Here is a 17,531-nt window from a genome sequence, read left to right as displayed (position 1 = left end):
AGGTCCTGCCACCCCGAGAGGGTAGCTGTTCGCTCCGCCCTACGACCGCAGAAATCACCCACCGTCACTGCTCCACAACCTTTGATCCAGATCCCAGTTCTCATAGTCATACAGGCGGGTACTCGCGCAGTCCGGCGCCGTTGATGCCTGCGAGACGGTGGAAGTCGTCGACCGTTTGCACTGCGGTGAGCCCGACGGTGTACCGGTAGAGGCGCAGTGGGGTGGCACGGTGGTTCAGGCCGAGGATGACGGCGATCTGGTCAGTGGTGAAGCTGTACTGACGTAGATATCGGCTGCGGCGGCGGCAATCGAGCAGTGTCTGATATCCGGCGCCGGACATGGGCTCAGGTCTCTTCGTGGTTCAGCGCGGGATCCGCGCGGGGCCCGTTGCCGGGTTCCGGCGGACGGTAGGCGGGCTCTGATGAGGAGCTCCAGTCTCCGCATGGGGTGATCGCCGGGGCGTTCGCATGGTTGTCGGTGACGTTGCGGCGGGTGCTACCGCAGGTCGTCGAAGTCTGAGGTCGACGGCCTGATCACGATGGTGGGGTGCGGACTTGACACCTGGAGTGCAGGTGGGCGTAGATACCGGTCCGACGTCCGTCCGTACGCGCGGTGTGGTGGGGCTGGGCGGACGGGCTGGGGTGGGTTCGCCTCGCGAAGGGGACGAGGCAAACCAACGCCGGCGTCTTTAGTTCAGACCGGTTCAGGCCGTCAGCTGGTACGCGAATGGGGGCAGATTTCCGCACTGGAAATTGGGGTAGCGGTCGCCTGCGCGATTAAGACCGCTAGGCCTTGGAGAATTCATTCTTGCAGGTCAAGCCGCTTTCGGCTGCGGCGGTGGACGGCCCGACTCGTCTAAAGACGACTCCTGGGAATATGTGTGCATGCGCCTCGTGGCTGGCCATGCTGCTCGCGCCCTGCTCTGCCGCTTCTGGTGTATCTCTCCATCACTTCTCTTTATCAGCAACTTGTAGTCGGCCTCGCCGAAGGCCGGCTGCTGCGGTGACCTCGCCGTGAGCGGCGAGCAGCTCCTGCGCCTGAGGGGGCCACCCGGGGTCCGGTCGTCCGCCTCGACTCGGTACGGCGGTACTGCCGTGGACTGGCGGCCATGAATGTGTACGGGCCCATGTGCCGCCCATGTGCGGCACGTACTCGGGCCGTTGGTTGTCCGCTGTGGGTATGCGGTGGCGGGCATGCCGACGTTTCTCGGACGTACCCGTGGTGTCTGTAGTGGGGGATCGCGATGTGAGCGGCGATCAGCTCGGCAACATCAGTGGGTGTCGCGGGTGGTGGCGTGGGCGGGTAGCAGAGGGAATGATCCCTTTTCGTTTTCCTGACGTGTTGGCGCGCGCGTTTGCTGGCGACGTTTTCCACCTAGTTCCATTGACGCTCGATACTGCGTCGATGTCAACCGAATGCGCACACGGCTCGCAGATTATTTTGAGCCCAATTTGGACAATGGGGTGCTGTTGCCGTTGTCCGGTGAAATGCGTGAAGAGTCGGGCGGGTCATTGGTGTCAAGTCGATCCGGCCGCCTTCTCGGAAGTTGTCTCGGCAGGTCAGCCATTGTTTCATTAGGTTAGCCTCTCCAGCCGTTGGGGTGACGGAATTTATTGGCCGGTCGACTTGCTGCCTGGGTGATGTGCGAGGGATGGTCGTGATGCAAACAAAAACACCGGCCGCACCGGGCCGGGAATGCGACCGGAAAGGGCATCGCGCAATGGCTATTCACATCCCGGAAACGACTGTTACCGAATATGTTTCCGATGACACGGAAACCGCCATCACTGCCCACGCCGACGCTGCGCCCCTGACGGCCCCTGAACGGGCCGACGCTGACGCCCCGAACGCCGTCCCCGCGCCGGATACCGATGTGCGCGTAGCGGCGGTGTGGGCGGCGCTGAGCGCCGAGTCGGGCGGGTCGGCCACGATGATCGGGGCGGCGGCCGGTCTGAGCCGGATGGCGGCGGGCAAGATCCTCAACGAGTTCGAGGCCGATGGTCGCGCCCGCCGTGAGCCGGGCGTGAGCGACGGCACCACGCGCGGCCGGGCGGCGGACCGGTGGTTTCCGATCACCACCGACACCGAGCTGACCGGCACCGCCGACACGTCCGCCCCGGCCCCGGCCCCGGCCCCGGCCTCGGCCTCGGCCCCGGAAACGCCGGATGTCACGCCTGAGGCAGCCCCCGCCCTGGATACGGACACTCCGGACGCTGACACGGTGCCCGCATCCGAGGAGGAGGCGCTCCCGGCCGCCATCGATTCGAATGATGCCGCCCCGGCGGAACACCCGGCCGATGGCGAGGAGAACCTGATCGCCGACGGCGCAGCCGATCAGGGCTCCGACGGGCCGAACGGCGAACTCGACTCGATCACCGACATGGACGCATTCGAGCCAGTGTCCGAGCCGGTGGTGGACGATCCGATGTGGGCACTCGTGAGAGCTGAGCTCACCGAGATCGGAAGCCTCCTCGGCGGGGTGATTCTGGCGAACGATGAGGGTAACGCCGTGATGGCGTTGGGGTGCCTGGAAATGGCGATGACGAAGGTCGCCTCGGTGCACCGTAACGCGCGGGCGGTGCTGACCGGCACCGCCGTCACGCCGACCCGCGCGGTGTCGGCCGCCCGGCCGGGTAGCGCCAGCGGCGCGGGTACGGGGAATGGGGTGCGGCCGGGGGCCTTGCGGGATCGGGTGCACGCCCACCTGATCGAGTTCCCGGACAAGGACTTCACCCCCTACGAGATCGGCAGGGTTCTGGACGCCTCCTCCGGCGCGGTGGCCAACGCCCTGGACCGCCTCGTGAACCTCGGGGATGCGTTGCTGACCTGTGAACGGCCCCGACGGTTCGCCCTCGCCCCCACGGCCCGGCCCGCCGTCAACACCGACGAGGGGGCCGACACCTACGGCGACTGAGCCGGGCGTGCGGGCGGGCCCCACCGGCCCGCCCGCCCCGGTCCCATGGCCCCGACCCAGGGCTCTCCGAGCCCACCACAACGCCGCCGCATGTGCGGCACAACCCCGGCCCGTGCCGGACGGTAATACCGCCTGGCCCCCTGATCACCGGCGCACCAGCCCCCAGTACGGCGGAACCCCACCCCCACCCATGCCCCATTCGGTCATCACTTCTGTTTCGCATGCTCAAAGAGAGGAACTGTCATGGCTCACGAGATCGAGATCTTCGCCAACGGTTCGGCCGGGTTCGCCGCCGCTGGGAAGCCCGGCTGGCACGGGCTCGGCTACACCGCGCCCGGCCCGATGACCGCCGAGGAACTCCTGTCCAACGCCGAGCTGGCCGGGTGGAACGTGCGTAAAGTGCCGGTCGGTCAGGTCACCGATCCGGTCACCGGCCAGCCGGTCGTCACCGATGAGGACTTCCTCGTGGTGCGTACCAACCCCGTCACCGGCCAACCTGAGCGCCTCGGCCGTGTCGGCAGGGACTATCAGGTCCTGCAGAACGAGGACGTGACCGGCTTCCTGCAGACGTTGGTGGACGAGTCCGGGGCGATCTTCGACACGGGCGGCTCGCTGAACGGCGGACGCCGGGTGTTCGTCACCATGCGCCTGCCCGAGCCCCTCATGGTCGGCGGATTCGATCAGGTCGACCTGTACCTCGCCGCGTTCTCCCGGCATGACGGATGGGGTTCGTTCGTCACGGTCGCCACCCCGGTCCGGGTGGTGTGCGCGAACACCGAACGAGCCGCGCTCGCCAACCACGCCTCGAAGTTCACTGTCCGGCACACCGGCAACGTTGCCGGGCGCATCGCCGAGGCGCGAGACGCGCTGAAACTGACCTGGAAACACGGGGAAGCCTTCGCGGCCGAGGCCGAGAAGTTGCTCGCGGTCCCGATGGGTGTGAAGGAGTTCCGTCAGTTCGCCAACCGGCTCCACCCGCTTCCCTCGGACGCAAAGGACCTGGCCAAGCGCAATCACGACCTAACGATGCGGGAGCTCGAGTACCTGTTCGCACAGGCCCCGACTCAGGAACCGATCCGGAACACGCGATGGGCCGCGTACAACGCGGTGACCGAGCGGCTGGACCACAGGAGTCCGGTATTCGGCAACCGCGACGTGGCGGCGGTGCGGGCCGGGCGGGCCCTGCTGGATGACCACGACAACGCCAAGATCAAGGCGCGCGCCTTCCGGCTCCTGGTTTCCGCGTAGCCCACAACGTCGCTGTCCGGTCCGGCTCCGACGTGGGCCGTACCGGACCCACACGGACTAACCCGACAACCGATCACAGAGGGCCGCCCGCCCCATCATCACGGGACGCGGCAGGCGACGAGTGGCCGGTTGGGGCCGGGGCACCCCGACCGGCCGGTACCCCGCCCCACGTACGTCATCCACCACTACTGAAGGAGATCGTCATGGGACGACTCGAAGACCTGGTCAGCCACTACGCCACCGCCGCCCGCTGGGAACTCAGCGAGGCCCTCAGCCGCATCGTCTCCCTCGATGATGAAGGCACGTTGGGTGACAAGGACCTGGGCCGCATCGCTTACGCCTACCAGCGGTTGTCGTGGTGGCAGCAGGTCACCGACCTCACGCACGGCTGCGAGGAGACGCTCGACGGCGGGACCGCGCTGTTGACCGTGCGGCAACAGGCACGTGAGTCGCTGATCAACGCCCGCCCTGTGAACAACGGCGGCTTGTTCGCCCAGGCGATGGCCGAGGTACGCAGAGGCGGCGCGCGTGCCTTTCTGGACGCGACCGAGAAGCTCGCCGAGGCGATTGCCCTTCCCATCGATCACGGCGTTCGTCCGGCCGACACCGATATCCCGGCGATCGAGCGAGCCTCGGTCGAGGGCGACCGTTCGTGACGCCGTGGGCGAGCGGTTCCCGGATCGAGCGGACGGGCTGGGAAGGGGCCCACGTGATCGCGAGGTCCCAGGCCGCTACCAAGCAGTCTGCCCGTCTCGCTGGGCACGGTGGCACGGTGGGCGGTGTTGGGCTCCCTCAACCCCGACTCGAACGGACCAGAAGCACGAGGCCGAGGCGGTAGCGCGGGCGGCGCGGACGACCAGGATTTCACGGGCGCGGGTTCGCGCAGAGCCGGGTGGCCGTTGATCGCGCTTCCATTCCCGCGCGGCGTCTCTCGTCATCGACGAACGCGTGTGCCGTATCCGACGCGGCGCTTTCCAGCCGCCCACCGTCCACTTGCCCGGCCTGCGCCTCTTTGCCTCTTTGGCGCGCGCCTAGTCCGGTGGCCACTCCATGAGCCCCCCTCACCGATCACCCGACGAAAGGAAGACACGCGATGGATCATCACCGCCAGTCCGGCCCTCTGCCCCCGATTGGGGAAGCGGACAGTAGTACCCCCGCCTGGCACATCGGCGGGATCCAAGCCGGGCAGGAGCGGCACTCGTTCGATCGGCTGATCGCCGAGAAGATCACCGCTGCCCGCCACGCCTTCTACACGGCGGCAGCAAAGGCGATCTTCACATTGCAGAACGGGCGACGGCTTTCCAGCGAGAAGTTGTTCGCCGCCGCCTACGCCCAGGCATCGCGAGCCTGGTGGGATCTGGTGGATGAGGAGATCACCGGCAAGAAGCTGGCCTCCGATCACGCGCTGCGGCGGGTGCGCTCCTGGGCCCGCCACTACCTCACCGGAGAACCTCCGGCGGCCCTGCCAGGCACATTGTTCGATCACGCCCTCGCCCACGCCTCACGCATCGCCGCCCGCGACTTCCTCACCGCCAGCGGCCAGCTCCTGATCCAGCACCTCGCCGAGTCCGGTGATGGAGCCGATGTTCCGGCTTCAGGTATGCCCGTGGACAACCACCACCCCGCCAGCACGCCCCCGAACCCGGTAGTACTCCCGGCGGTTCCCTCAGCGACGGCGGACGCGCTGTGAATCTGCAACCAGCCGTGTCAGCGCGTCCCGGCGCTGGCGTCATCACCCGACGAAGGGACAATCCCATGTGGAACCCACAGCACCCCGATGCCCCGATCCCCGCACCCGACACCGGTACCGCCGCCACTTCCGGCCCCGATCAGAGTGAAGCGCCGTCGGTGGAGGTGGTCATCGAGCAGGCCCGCCAGATACGGCAGCACAACGCCGACACCATCGGACGGCGGCTCAGCCAGGGCCAGCGGCTGAGTGCCGAGGTGCTCTACGACATCCTGCACGCGCAAACGCTCGCCGGTTGGTGGCTGCTCGTCGACCGGCAGATCCAGCACGCCCGAGGCGGCCGGGGCCTGACCCCGGCTCATGCAACGGCCAGGTTCGTCACCTGGGTCAGTCCCTACCTGGACGACGACACCACCACCCCTGACACCGCTGGGACCGTGGGTGCCCTCGGGCTGCACTGCGAACACGAACTCGCCCTGGCCCACTTCGACCGGGCCTTGGCCCTCATCCGGCAGGACGCGGCTCGAACCTTCCTGGCTCAAGTCAAGACACTCGTGCCGGCCTCCTCGGTGAAGCAGGCTCCCAGCAGCTCGGCCGGGCCGGAGGCAAAGGCATGAGCAACAGCGCCGCCACCGGCGAACCCATCCCCACTGTGCCGGAGGTCTCCTCGACACACCCGCTCGCATCGGGCTGTGGGGGCAGCTCACGGGTGGAGTCCTTCCAGATGATGGCCTGGCGATGGGACATCACCACAGCCAAGAAGCTCACCCGGAACCGTGCAGCCGAGGTCCGGATCGAACCCAATGAATGGGCGGGCATGCTCCGGTTGGTTGCGATCAACCGCGAGCACGCCGCTCAGGTGGACCTGTCCGTGCCGTTGATCATGGCCACGGTCCCGAACGGCGGGATGCTGATCATCGACGGCTGGCACCGCTTGTACAAGGCTCTGACCACCGAAGTGTCCGAGCTGTACGCCGTGGTGCTCACGGCCGAGGAGGAGCTCGCCTGCAGGATGCACGGCGGGGAGAAGGGACAGGGCTGCATCACGTAGTGCCTGACCCGGTGGCGTAGGAGGCATGCCCCGCCCAGCACATCCGTAGTGCGCTGGGCGGGGCATACCTCCTGCACCACCGGCTCACATCGGCTTGGTGGAGTCCGCTTCAACAATTCGAGGATGCTTCCCTGCTTTGATCAGCTCGAACCGCTCCAGTAGCGCTTGAGGCGTTGGGTTTTGCAGGAGATACGGGTTGGGCCCATACCCGAAAACGCTCACGTAGGGCTCGGGCTTCTCCGGCACAGGCTTGGCCATTTTGACGAGGGGTCCGCCGCCGTCCGAGGCGTTGAGGTTGCGCGGGTGGAGGGTGTGGCCGATGAGGCGGAGCACTGATTCGATGGGGAGCAGGTAGTCGAGGAGACTGGTTTCGTCGTCGTCGGTCAAGGTGGGGTCGTGAGGCCGGTTGCGGTTGTGCAGGTCGACTTGCCCGGCGTTGGCCAGGTGGTCGTGGAGGCGGCCTTCCAGCCATCCGGCTTCGCTGCTGTTGAGCGTCTCGTCCTCATTGGATTCGTAGCGTATGAGGAGGGCCCGATACCAGTGGTTCCGGCCTTTGAGCTGCTGGAGGACTCGCTGGCGTAGTCCAGGGGTGGTGGCCTTGCCGACGTAGGCTCCCCATCGGCCCTCGGTGTCTGGGCGGTCGAGGAGGATATAGGCGCCAGGGACGTTCCAGCCCCGTTCGAGGCGGTTGGCGTGGTCTCGGTCGAGCAGAAGCATGCCGGCGACCTTGTGCTTGGCTCGGATCTTGATGGGGTTGTTGAGGTCGTGGGAGAGGCTGACGATGAGCGGGGACGGGGCGAGCCGGACTGCGCACATGGAGGTGTCTCCTTCACCTGGGCCTGCTGGAGACCTTCCCGGACAGTATCGGTTGCATCGCTATCTGTGACTATGTCTTTAGGGAAGAAACGAGTAGCTCACGCTGCCCGGCAGGGGCACGCCCGGCCAGGCAGCATGTCAAGGCAGGGCGGGGGCGGTGAAGGGCAACCATGGCCCCGTTAGGGCTGTACGTGGTGGTGGGTCATGCAGTCAGCGTGGGTCGGGTTGGCCAGTAACAGGGTGGGCGGCCGGGCGGGTGAACCCGATCAGGTCCCCGCGCTGGTAGGTGCCGATTTGGACGACGGTGTGCTGGTGGGGTGCGTGGATCATCTGGCCGTTGTCGAGGACGATGCCGACGTGTCCGGGGCCGTCTGCTTCCATCCGGAAGAAGGCGAGATCGCCGGGTTGTTCCTGGCCGAGCGGGATGACCGGGCCGTGCCGCCACTGGTCGGCGGCAACACGGGGGATCGAGATCCCGGCGGTTTGAAAGGCGCGCATGGTCAGACCGCTGCAGTCGAAGGATGCAGGTCCCTCGGCTCCCCACAAGTACGGCTTGCCGAGCTGGGCGTGGGCGTAGGCGAGTACAGCGGCGATCTGCTCGCCAGGGATGAGCGGGGCGCAAGTCCCGGCCAGGGCGTCGACGGTGCGCTGGGCGAGCGGCTCCCACTGGGCATAGGCGTCAGGGCGGGCAGAGCGCTGAACGGCTTGGGCGGCTCTGGTGAGCGGCATCTGCTCCCAGCGGGGCACTTCGACCAGGCGGTCGTAGAAGATGCCAGTGGCGTAGCGGGGAGTGAGGATCTGCTCGGGTGTTCCCCAGCCTTGCGACGGGCGTTGCTGAAACAGGCCGAGGCTGTCGAGATGGCCGTAGCGCAGGTTACGGAGTTGGGATTCCTGCAAGGCGGTGGCGACCGCGATGACGGCTGCTCGTACGGGCAGACCCCGCTCCATCGCGGTCTGGACGATGAGCGAGGCGTTGGCCCGCTGATCGGCGTCCAGGTCGAGAGCCGTAGGCGCCGGAGCTGAGGCCGCGACCGGGCTGCTCTCCGGCCTGCTCGTCGTCGCGGGTATGGTCGCGCAGACGACACCGGGCGTCCCGGAGGTGCTCAGGAGGCTGGTGGCGGCTGCGATGAGGGCCAAGACGACGAGCAGCAGGAGGGCGGCGCCGGCCGCGGCGGCCTTCACCTCGGTTCGTCTCCGACGCGGACGGCAGGCATGGTGGCGAGTTCAGGGTGCGGCTGGTCCGTGCCGGACGGGTCGTGGATCCGGCCGAGGGGTAGGTGTGGCCAAGCGCCCGCAAGGTCGGCGAGCCGCATCCGGGACGGATGCGCATCGGCTCCGAGGGGGAGCCAGATCGCCCCGGCGGGGCCGTCCCCGTCGCTGGTGTGGACGGCGGTGGCTAGCGGAATGCCCGATTCGGTGAGGAGTTTGCGCAGGTTTGCTTCGCGAGCGGCGCTGGGCAGCCAGAACAGCACAGGGGTGTTGATGCCGGTGGCGTCGGCGAGGTTGCGGTAGTCGTGCAGCTTGTCGGCGACACGCTTGAGGGTTTCGGTGCCGGTGTCGTGTTCGAGGAAGAAGTTGATCTCGTTTCTGTTCTCTCGCCACTGGCCCCAGGCGTCGGGACGGGCCAGGTCGCCCCAGAGCTTGGCGCATTGCTGCTCAGACCACCAAGCCCTTACCTCGGCTGTGGCTTCGGGGTCTGCCGAGGCATGGCGGGCCTGGTGGTGGAGGCGGGAGAAGAAGTCGTTGACGCCGACCTGGTGGTTCAGGCGGGAGGAGACGGCGATGGGAATGTCAGGGTTGTAGCCGAGTTCCTTGACGCTGATACCCCAGCGTTCGGCCAGAACGGCGGCTCCGGCCTTGCCGAGTACCCAGTGGATGGGTGCTGAGCCTGCGCCGTATCCGGCCCAGGGCCGGAAGCGGGTGACGGCGTTGAGCAGGCAGAGGGTGTTCATGCGCTTGCGTGTGGACTGGGGGATGCCGAAGAAGATGCGCTGGATCTGGTGAGTGGTCAGGACGCGGTGCCGGTGCAGGTAGGTGAGGATGTCGTGGTCGCGGGGGGTCAGCCGCGCCGACAGGGCGGGCAATGTGGCGCGGTCGAGGCGGGGCTGTCCGGCCGGGATGGGGAGCACGTTCATGGGCGTCTCCTTGCGGGTTGATCGGATGGTGGACTGGCTGGAGCAGACGCACGGCTGTTGCAGCACGCCGGCCCTTTTCGGATCTGCGGGGCGAGCGTGTGGCTGGTCAGCAGAGGCGGGTGCGGTTCAGCGGGTGGATGGTGCGCCGTAGCGCGGGTCGCGGCTGGAGGCGCGGCGGCCTTCGCGGTCTGTGCGCGGATGAGAGGGAGCGGCGTTCTTCGAGGCAGTGAATCCTTCGCGGGATGCCTGCCGGATCTCCGTCTCCCGGCCTCCGACCGCAGCGGGCAAGGGGCGGGTGCGCAGGGTGAACGCGGAGGTTTGCTGGCCGTCGATGATGAGGCGGGCGGCGGCTTGGTAGGCGCCGAGGTGGGTGAGGTCGTGCGGGCTGATCAACGGTGCGGTGTGGTGCTTGAGGTCACCTGCGTCTTTGGGTGAGGCGTTGAAATAGATCTTGTTGCGTGCGTCGGCGGACAGGGCCTCGCGCAGGTCGGCGGGGAGCTGGTCGAGGTGCTGATGGGCCAGGACGAGGGAGAGGCGGTAGCCCCGCGCCTCGGCGAGAACGTCGTTGATGTGGCCGGGCAGGTTCAAGAAGTTGTGGCACTCGTCGATGACGAGCGAGGCGTCGGGCCGGTCAGTTTCGGGGAGTTCGGAGCGGCGGGTGGCGGCTTGCCAGGTGTGGGCGAGCAGGATGGAGCCGAACAGCCGGGCGGCATCGTCGCCGAGGATGCCCTTGGGGAGCCGGGCCAGGATCAGTCCGCCTCGGTCAAGGAGCCTGCCGATGGGGACTGTGGTGTCCGGGCTGGCCAGCGCCTGCCGGACGAACGGACGTAGCAGGACGGCGCGGAGCTTGTTCATCACCGGGCCGATGACGGTGGCCTGTCCTGCGGGGGTGAGGGCTTCGTAGGAGTCCCAGAACCCTGCCAGCAGCTCATCACCGAGCTTGCATATGGTCCGGGCTCGGAAGGCCGAGTCGGTCAGCAGCCGGGGCACATCGGCCAGGGTCGCCTTGCGGCCCAGGACATGGGTGAGGGTGAGACAGGTGGAGCGGAGCAGGTCATCCACCCGCGGTCCCCAGGCTGTGGAGAAGCAACGGTGGAAGATGGTGACGACGGAGTCGACGGCAAGGGCGGGGTCGTGTCCGGCGAGGATATTGATCGAGGGCGGCGGCGCGGGGTCTTGCGGGTCGAACACCACAGTCTTGCCGACTGCTCGCTTCGGGAGCCGGTTGAGGATGTCGGTGACCAGGTCGCCTTTCGGGTCGATGACCAGGGCGCCTCGCCCAGCATGGGCGTCGGCGAGCACGAGGTTGGCCAGGAGAGTCGATTTGCCGACGCCGGTGCCACCAAGCACGTGGGTGTGATGGCGTGCGTCGGCCACGGGCAACGCAACGGGCCGCTGGGGGCCGCTGTCGGCGTCGCCCAGGACGCGGGCCGTCCCTCCCGCCGTGGCGCGGGGTATGGCCGGGGACGGGGCGATGGGGCGGGCTCCGGCGCGGGTGACGCCGGGTGCGTCGATGTCCCATGGCAGGTGCGCCAGTGCTGCCAGCTCGTCGACGGACAGCAGGTAGCCGCTGTCGAGGCGGCGCGAGCTGACCGCGCGACGGGGGAGCCAGAGGCGGGCTCGGCGGAGGTACTGGTGGCCGCCGCTGAAGAGGGCGAAGACGCCGGCCAGGGTGTGTGCTTGACCTCGTAGCCATCCGCGAACCAGATCAGAGGAGCCCATGCCATCGTGGCGGGTGCTCATCGGACTGTTTGCCGGAAGGCCGGTGGAGGCTGGTTCGCGGCTGGTGGCGACGGCGTAGCGGATGGCGACCGTGTAGCGCGCTTGACCGGCTTTGGCGAGGATGGCGCGGACTTGTTCGGCGCGTTCGGGGAATTCGCGGGCCAGCTCGCTCGCGCGGTGGTGGCCTCGCGTATCTGACGGTAGGGGAAGGATCTCGTCGAAGACGCGGCCGAGGCTATTGCGGCTGCCTCCTCCGCGCAGGCGGGCGGCTGCCCGGTAGGCGTGGCGCAGGCGTTTGCCGGTGGTGGGCCGGGCCAGGATCTGTACGACAGCGTGTTCGCCTTCGCGCAGTCCGCTCATGGCTTCCAGCAACGATCGAACCGGGTCGTGGCTGTGGTCGGTCTTGAGCGGGAAGTGTTCAGGTGCGGCTGGCACGAGCCGCCCGCCCGTGGCCTTGGTGCCCTCAGAGAAGGGTGGGGTGGCGGGTCTGGTGGTGGTGGTCGCGCCTGGCCATGCGGCGTGAATGGCCTTCTCCACGATGCCGGGCGGGATTAGGCCTGGCACCCACAGGCGGACGCGGATTCCGGCGTCGCTGCCGTGGTACTCCCACACCAGGTGCGGCTGACCGGTGAAGGCACGTTTCCATGCCGGCCGGAGCAGGCCAACGAGTTGCCGCCACAGCACTACGGCCCCTTCGGGGTCGCTGCGAGGCGGGCTGGCGATCTCGATGAGCTGGGCCTCGGGCGCCATATCGATGTGGTGGAGCCAGCCCAGCACGTAGCGCGCGGCGGCGGCCATGGACCAAATGACGGCGAGGGCCGCAGCGAGACGGGGCCCGTAGGCGAGGGCGAGTTCAGGCAGGTGGGCGGGGAGTTCGGCCAGGAAGTCGAGCGTGGTCTGGACATCGCGGTCGTCGATCCCGCACAGCAGGCACGACCCGTCCAGGTGAGGCGACGGAGCGGCGATCACAGCGGGTCGCTCTCCTCGTCGTGGTCTTCGTCCGGGAAGCTGGAAGCGGTCTGGGCCGGTGAGTGACCGACACGGTCTGGAGGTGGGTCGTGTTGGTCGAGTTCGGCCAGGTGGGCGGGATCGGTAGTGATCAGCTCGACCTCACGGGCGGAGGCGATGACGTGGAAGGCGGCTCGGCTGGCGGGGCCGGCGACCAGGAGCGCCTCGCCGCGCTCGGCGGTGAGCAGGAACTGGCGTTCTCCGTCGGTCAGGTCGAAGGCGTCTCCGACCGTGCCGATGGCCTGCGGTGCCTGGCGCAGGAGGATCTGGTTGGCGGCGTTGGCCACGATCGCCTGCCCGAGCTCGGAGCCGAGCAGGTCGGCTGCATCTTGGGTGACGACGGCGAGCCCGGCCCAGTGCTTGCGCGCGGCCTTGGCCATTCGGAACAGGAACCGGGCCCCCTCGGGCTCCTTCATCAGCAGCCAGGCTTCGTCCACGACGACGAGGCGCTTCTTGCGGTTGCGCGGGTTGGCCACTCGCCGCCAGATGGCGTCCAGCGCCAGTAGCGTGCCGACCGCTTTCATCTCCTCAGGCAGGTCACGCAAGGAGAAGACGGTCAGGTGTCCGGCCGGCTGCGTGGTGGTCGGGCCGTCGAACAGGTCGCGGTAGGAGCCGGAGACGTAGGGGGCGAGCTGCGCCGCCAGTTCCGTCTCCACGGAACCGGCTGCTTTGGTGTTTTTGGTAAGGGTCGTGGCCAGATCGGCGAGCAGCGGCGCAGGCCGAGTCCAAGTGGCCGGGTCGTGGGTGATCCCGGCCGCCTGGTAGGTGGCGATGATCGCCGAGTCGAGCACAGCCCGCATCTGCGCGGTGAGCTGCCCGCCGAGCATGGTGGCGATGAGAGTCTGCAGGAACATTGCTCGACGCGACAGCACGTTGTCACGAGGCCCCTGGCTGACGGGCAGGTCGAAGGGATTCCATCGCACTCCGGCCGCGCCGAGGTGCACATAGGTGCCGCCGACCGCTCGTGCCAGGCGGGCGTATTCGTCTTCGGGGTCAACGACGGCGACCTCGACCCCTTGGTAGAGCAGGCGCAGGGTTTCGAGTTTGGTGAAGAAGCTCTTGCCCGCACCGGAACGGGCCAGGACGACGGAGTTGTGGTTGTCCTGGGCGTAGCGGTCCCACAGGACGATGCCGGAGCTGGTGGCGCTCAGGCCATACAGGACCCCTGTCCCTCCGACTTCGGTCGTCAGGTCAGGGGAAGTGAACGGGAAGGCGGCGGCCAGCGCGGTCGTGTCGAACGTGCGTGTCGCGTTGAGCGAGTCAACACCCAGCGGAAGGGTCGTGGTCCAGCCCTGCAGGGCACGAAACGTCGTCGGTTGGGCATCGAGCAGCAGCGAGGACGCGAGTGCCCGGACGCGTTCGACCTCGGCGGCCAGTTCCGGCTCCGAGGGTGCGTGGATGGTGAGGTAGAGACCGACTTTGAACAGGCGGCCGTGCCCTCGGGCGAGGCTGTCGGCCAGGTCGGTGGCATCGTCGGCGGCGGCCTCGGCCGTGAAGTCGACAAGTCTGCCGTGTTGGGCGTCGGCGCGGTTGGCTGCTTCGAGGCGGGCGAGCTGGCGGCGCAGCCGCATCGCGGCGACCTGCTGCGGGATGGGTTCCACGTGCAGGGACACGTCCAGGCGGCCCGAGTAGGTGAGCAGGGGTTCGAGCCAGCCTGCGCCGACCTCGCGCGGGTATCCGGCGACGGCGAACGACGCGCAGACGGCGTTGGGCAAGGTGACGGACCGTACACCGACCTGCACAGCAGTCGGGTGGAGCAGCGTCCCAGAGTCTTGACCGTGGAGATGGCGGTGAAATCTCACGTGTTCCTCACGAGGTGGTGTGGGTCTGCGCCGTCGCGGAGATCGGCTCATCGAGGAGGGCCTGACCGAGCGGATGCCAGCTGCCGGGGTCGAGACACTCAGTGAGTGCTTGGGCGGCTTGTTCGGCGTCCAGGACGCGGGTGGCGATGCCGAGTGCGGCCAGGCTGCGTTCGGCTTCTGCGGCCCTGCGCAACACGACCGCGGCCGAGGCGTCGCGTCGTACCGGGCGCCGTCCCCGATTGGTGGCGGGATGGTCGCGGAGCACGACGAGCACTTGCCGGGTCAGTAGCTCACGCGAGGTGTTCAGCTCGGCCAGGTAGCCGGCGTGCTCGCGGGCAGCCTGGGCCAGCGCCGGATGCGGCAGCTCGTCTGCCTGATGCTCGATGCTCTGGATCAGGTCGGACAGGTCCGCAGGCCGGGCGCGGGCCAGAAGTTGCACGGGAGACTCAAGTGAGTTCAGCCATCGGCCGAACGCGCCTACCAGCGCGCTCTGCTCGCTGGTGGTGCGCAGGTGGAAGGACAGGGTGCTGGTCTCCACCAGCACAGCGACGCCTCCGTCTGCGAGTTCGAGTGCACCGTCGGTGCGGATCGCCCGTACCGGCAACCGCAGCGGTGCGGGCAGCTTGCCCCGCAGGCGGCACCACCGGGGCGGCCCGGTTATCCCCTCAGGTGCGGCGACCAGTCTTTTCGGAGTCCGGGCGAACGACAGCGCGGTCCAGGCGAACCGGTCCAGGCTCAGGCCATCGCGTCGTCCGAGGGCGACCGTGATGCCGAGGGCGATGAGTGGGAGCAGGATGGCGGCCAGGATGACGACGGGCAGCAGCTGGTGGAACAGGTAGTAGATGCCGGCGGAGATGCCACCGGTGAGGGTGATGATGAGGATCTGGCGGAAGGTGAGCCCGTAGGCGATCTTGTCCGGCTGGTTGATGTCGGAGGGGATGCGGGCCAGCAGTGGCGGCGGTTCAGCCTCGTGCTTCATCAGCCCTCCCATCGTGGCTGACGACCAGCGCCCGGGATGCGGCGAGGTGGCGGATCGAGTCGCAGGCGGAGTTGGCCCGGGCGGGGGGCGCGGGTGGGCATGCCGGGAAGCCGATCCTGAACCCAGGGCGGGCGGGGCCGTATCCAGGGCCGCGCGGTCGTCGCGGTGGGCGGTGTGGGTGGGGGCGGCACGCGGGTGACAGGGAAAGGCAACTTGAGCTGCGTGCCCTGCCTCGTTCGCCTGCTGGTGGTGGATGCGGCTCCAGGTATTGGCGCCGCTGCTGCATGGGGTTGCAGATTGAGCGGCAGTGCGAGCTGCTGCCAGGTGGGCGTGCTGCCGGGCATGGCGGCTCCCGATGATGAGCTGGGTGGAATGCGTGGGCCGGGGCGGCGGGGCCCGCGCGCTCGTGGACCTTGGGGGCCGCTGGGGCGGCCTCGACCTGATGTCCTGCCGCGCCGGTGCGCGGCTCGCGCAGCACCCTTGGAGGTAGCTGTGCGCCCGGCCTTGCCCACGGCGCGGGCGGCGCCGAGCGTCTTGTAGACGATTACGGCCTTGAGCAGCCGCTTCAGCATGTTGGGTTGCCCCTGCTGCCAGATCGTCCTGGCCACCCAGCCAGGAATCTTGATCAGCACGAACAGGACGCCGATCACGATGAGCGCGTCCAGAGCCCGGTTCGCGGTGGGCTTCACCAGCGCCTCTACCGCATCGCCTGTGCCTGGGGCCGCGGGTCTGAGCGGGTAAGCGGCGGCGGAGTCGGTGAGGAACAACTTGAACGCCAGGATCAGGCCGAGGGCCTGCAGGATCTGGAGGGCCAGCAGACCGGACAAGGACCGCCACCACAGCTTCGCGATTCCCTCGGTCTGTGGGAGCGCGTGACACAGCAGAGCGAGTGGTGCGGCGATGATCAGAAACAGCAGCAGCGTGACCCGGATGATGCCGATGAAGGCGAGCAGGAAACCCATCAATGCCGCCACGCCGACCAGCAGCACGAGAAAGAGCAGGGTGCCTCTGGGGTCTTTGATCAGGCCGTCGACCTTGGCGGCGATCAGGTTCCCGGCCCGCTGCCCGTCGACCCCGTCGCCGAGCAGCGCGGTGACCATGGCGTTGGCCAGTTCGATCGCGTACTGGCAGATGGTCAGTGAGGTGTTCAACGCGATTACCGCGACCACCAGACGCGGGATGACCTCGCCGAGTGTGGTGGAGGTCTGGGCGCTGCCGTAAGCCATCACGATCACACCGCCTGCCAGCACCATCAACACCAGCAGCGCATTGGCGACCAGCCGCACGTGACCGGACAGCTCCTGAACCCGCTCCAGCATCATGGGCGGCGGGGCGGCGAGCAGGACGCTGCCGACCAGGACGAAGGCCGGGTTGATCGCATCGGTCACCAGGCTGGTGAACCAACCGTTCATCGCCTGATTGATCTTGCATCCGATGTCCATCCACCCGCACTCCTGCACACCTGTGGTCGGCGAGGAAGGCGGCGACTGCTGGGCTGATGGGATCCAGGTCACCTGCGGTGATAGGACCGGGCTGGCGGAAGGCGAAGGCGCTGGCGTTGGTGTGGGTGCCGGGTCTGCGTGTGCTGGCGCGGTGGCGGCGAGCCCGGTCAGGAGAGTGACCAGAACCAGGGCCATGGCCGGCCAGGGCAGCCTCCGGAGCGGCCGGAGGCGTGGGAGCTGCGGCATCGTCAGGCTCCGACGATGCCCTTGAGGATGGTCACCAGAAGGGGTGCCAGGACGGCGATGCCGTAGCCGAGGGCGGCGTAGCGCAGGGTCTTCTTGGCGGCCTCGACCTCGCCGGGGTCGCCGCCGGCCAGGATGTAGCGGACTCCGCCGACGGTGAGGAAGAGGGTGGCCAGAGCCACGAGCAGGCCGACGATGACGTTGCGCAGATTGTCGACCACCGCGTTCAGCGAGGACGGGGCCGCTGCCGTGCTGGCCAGAGTCACGCTGGTGGCGTTGGCGTAGGCGGCGGCATGGGCGATGGCGTATTCGAGCAGGGTGCCTACGACAAGGCCGCCGAGAACGACCAGGACGACAAGGAAGATCTTGAGGCTGTGGGTCTGGGATGAGGCGGTGCGGCGCGGGCGGATCATGTACTACCTCCCAGTGCGGTGGTGCGGTCGAGCTGCGGTTGCGGGTGGTTGTGCAGGGCGAGGGCAGTGCG

The 17,531-nt window shown here is 68.1% G+C and carries 15 protein-coding genes; 6 read left to right on the top strand and 9 right to left on the bottom strand.

Features of this window, described 5'->3' with window-relative positions; translation table 11 throughout:
• Positions 1 to 106: 106 nt before the first annotated feature.
• Complete coding sequence (locus tag ACIHAD_RS47255; RefSeq protein ID WP_397361429.1) at positions 107 to 340, bottom strand: hypothetical protein; 234 nt, start codon at positions 338 to 340, stop codon at positions 107 to 109.
• Positions 341 to 1,651: 1,311 nt separating this feature from the next.
• Here ACIHAD_RS47255 and ACIHAD_RS47250 point away from each other — a divergent pair.
• From ACIHAD_RS47250 to ACIHAD_RS47225, 6 genes are all read left to right on the top strand, one after another.
• Complete coding sequence (locus tag ACIHAD_RS47250) at positions 1,652 to 2,914, top strand: hypothetical protein (protein WP_397361428.1); 1,263 nt, start codon at positions 1,652 to 1,654, stop codon at positions 2,912 to 2,914.
• 243 nt (positions 2,915 to 3,157) lie between these two features.
• Positions 3,158 to 4,162, top strand: a complete 1,005-nt coding sequence (locus ACIHAD_RS47245) for a DUF932 domain-containing protein (protein WP_397361427.1) — start codon at positions 3,158 to 3,160, stop codon at positions 4,160 to 4,162.
• A gap of 203 nt (positions 4,163 to 4,365) precedes the next feature.
• Positions 4,366 to 4,818, top strand: a complete 453-nt coding sequence (locus ACIHAD_RS47240) for a hypothetical protein (RefSeq protein WP_397361426.1) — start codon at positions 4,366 to 4,368, stop codon at positions 4,816 to 4,818.
• A 437-nt stretch (positions 4,819 to 5,255) separates the two neighbouring features.
• A complete protein-coding gene (locus tag ACIHAD_RS47235; RefSeq protein ID WP_397361425.1) occupies positions 5,256 to 5,852 on the top strand; it encodes a hypothetical protein in 597 nt (198 codons plus the stop codon).
• A gap of 65 nt (positions 5,853 to 5,917) precedes the next feature.
• Positions 5,918 to 6,466 carry a hypothetical protein gene (locus tag ACIHAD_RS47230; protein WP_397361424.1) on the top strand — a complete coding sequence of 183 codons (549 nt, stop codon included), beginning with the start codon at positions 5,918 to 5,920 and terminating at the stop codon, positions 6,464 to 6,466.
• Positions 6,463 to 6,900 (top strand): hypothetical protein, encoded by a 438-nt coding sequence (locus ACIHAD_RS47225; RefSeq protein WP_397361423.1) that lies wholly within the window; start codon positions 6,463 to 6,465, stop codon positions 6,898 to 6,900. The genes ACIHAD_RS47230 and ACIHAD_RS47225 overlap by 4 nt, the downstream gene beginning before the upstream one ends.
• 84 nt (positions 6,901 to 6,984) lie before the next feature.
• On the opposite strand, the gene ACIHAD_RS47220 is transcribed toward ACIHAD_RS47225, so the two are convergent.
• From ACIHAD_RS47220 to ACIHAD_RS47185, 8 genes are all read right to left on the bottom strand, one after another.
• A complete protein-coding gene (locus tag ACIHAD_RS47220) occupies positions 6,985 to 7,716 on the bottom strand; it encodes a hypothetical protein (protein WP_397361422.1) in 732 nt (243 codons plus the stop codon).
• Positions 7,717 to 7,926: 210 nt separating this feature from the next.
• Positions 7,927 to 8,898, bottom strand: a complete 972-nt coding sequence (locus ACIHAD_RS47215) for a C40 family peptidase (protein ID WP_397361421.1) — start codon at positions 8,896 to 8,898, stop codon at positions 7,927 to 7,929.
• Positions 8,895 to 9,851 carry a replication-relaxation family protein gene (locus ACIHAD_RS47210; protein WP_397361420.1) on the bottom strand — a complete coding sequence of 319 codons (957 nt, stop codon included), beginning with the start codon at positions 9,849 to 9,851 and terminating at the stop codon, positions 8,895 to 8,897. Before ACIHAD_RS47210 ends, ACIHAD_RS47215 begins: the two co-directional genes overlap by 4 nt.
• 126 nt (positions 9,852 to 9,977) lie before the next feature.
• The gene (locus ACIHAD_RS47205) at positions 9,978 to 12,542 is read right to left on the bottom strand and encodes a type IV secretory system conjugative DNA transfer family protein (protein WP_397361419.1); all 2,565 of its coding nucleotides are present in this window, start codon (positions 12,540 to 12,542) and stop codon (positions 9,978 to 9,980) included.
• Positions 12,539 to 14,296: a VirB4 family type IV secretion system protein gene (locus ACIHAD_RS47200; protein ID WP_397361418.1), complete on the bottom strand. Its 1,758-nt coding sequence runs from the start codon at positions 14,294 to 14,296 to the stop codon at positions 12,539 to 12,541. The genes ACIHAD_RS47205 and ACIHAD_RS47200 overlap by 4 nt, the downstream gene beginning before the upstream one ends.
• A 94-nt stretch (positions 14,297 to 14,390) precedes the next feature.
• Positions 14,391 to 15,362, bottom strand: coding sequence for a PrgI family mobile element protein (locus ACIHAD_RS47195; protein ID WP_397361417.1), 972 nt, complete (start codon positions 15,360 to 15,362; stop codon positions 14,391 to 14,393).
• Positions 15,362 to 16,804, bottom strand: coding sequence for a hypothetical protein (locus tag ACIHAD_RS47190; protein WP_397361416.1), 1,443 nt, complete (start codon positions 16,802 to 16,804; stop codon positions 15,362 to 15,364). Before ACIHAD_RS47190 ends, ACIHAD_RS47195 begins: the two co-directional genes overlap by 1 nt.
• Positions 16,805 to 17,052: 248 nt before the next feature.
• Positions 17,053 to 17,460: a pilin gene (locus ACIHAD_RS47185; protein ID WP_397361415.1), complete on the bottom strand. Its 408-nt coding sequence runs from the start codon at positions 17,458 to 17,460 to the stop codon at positions 17,053 to 17,055.
• Positions 17,461 to 17,531: the final 71 nt, after the last annotated feature.

The organism is Nonomuraea sp. NPDC052265 (assembly GCF_044547985.1).
Classification (GTDB): Bacteria; Actinomycetota; Actinomycetes; order Streptosporangiales; family Streptosporangiaceae; genus Nonomuraea.
Note: the sequence above shows the minus strand (reverse complement) of the source record. Positions and strands in the feature narration are given on the sequence as shown.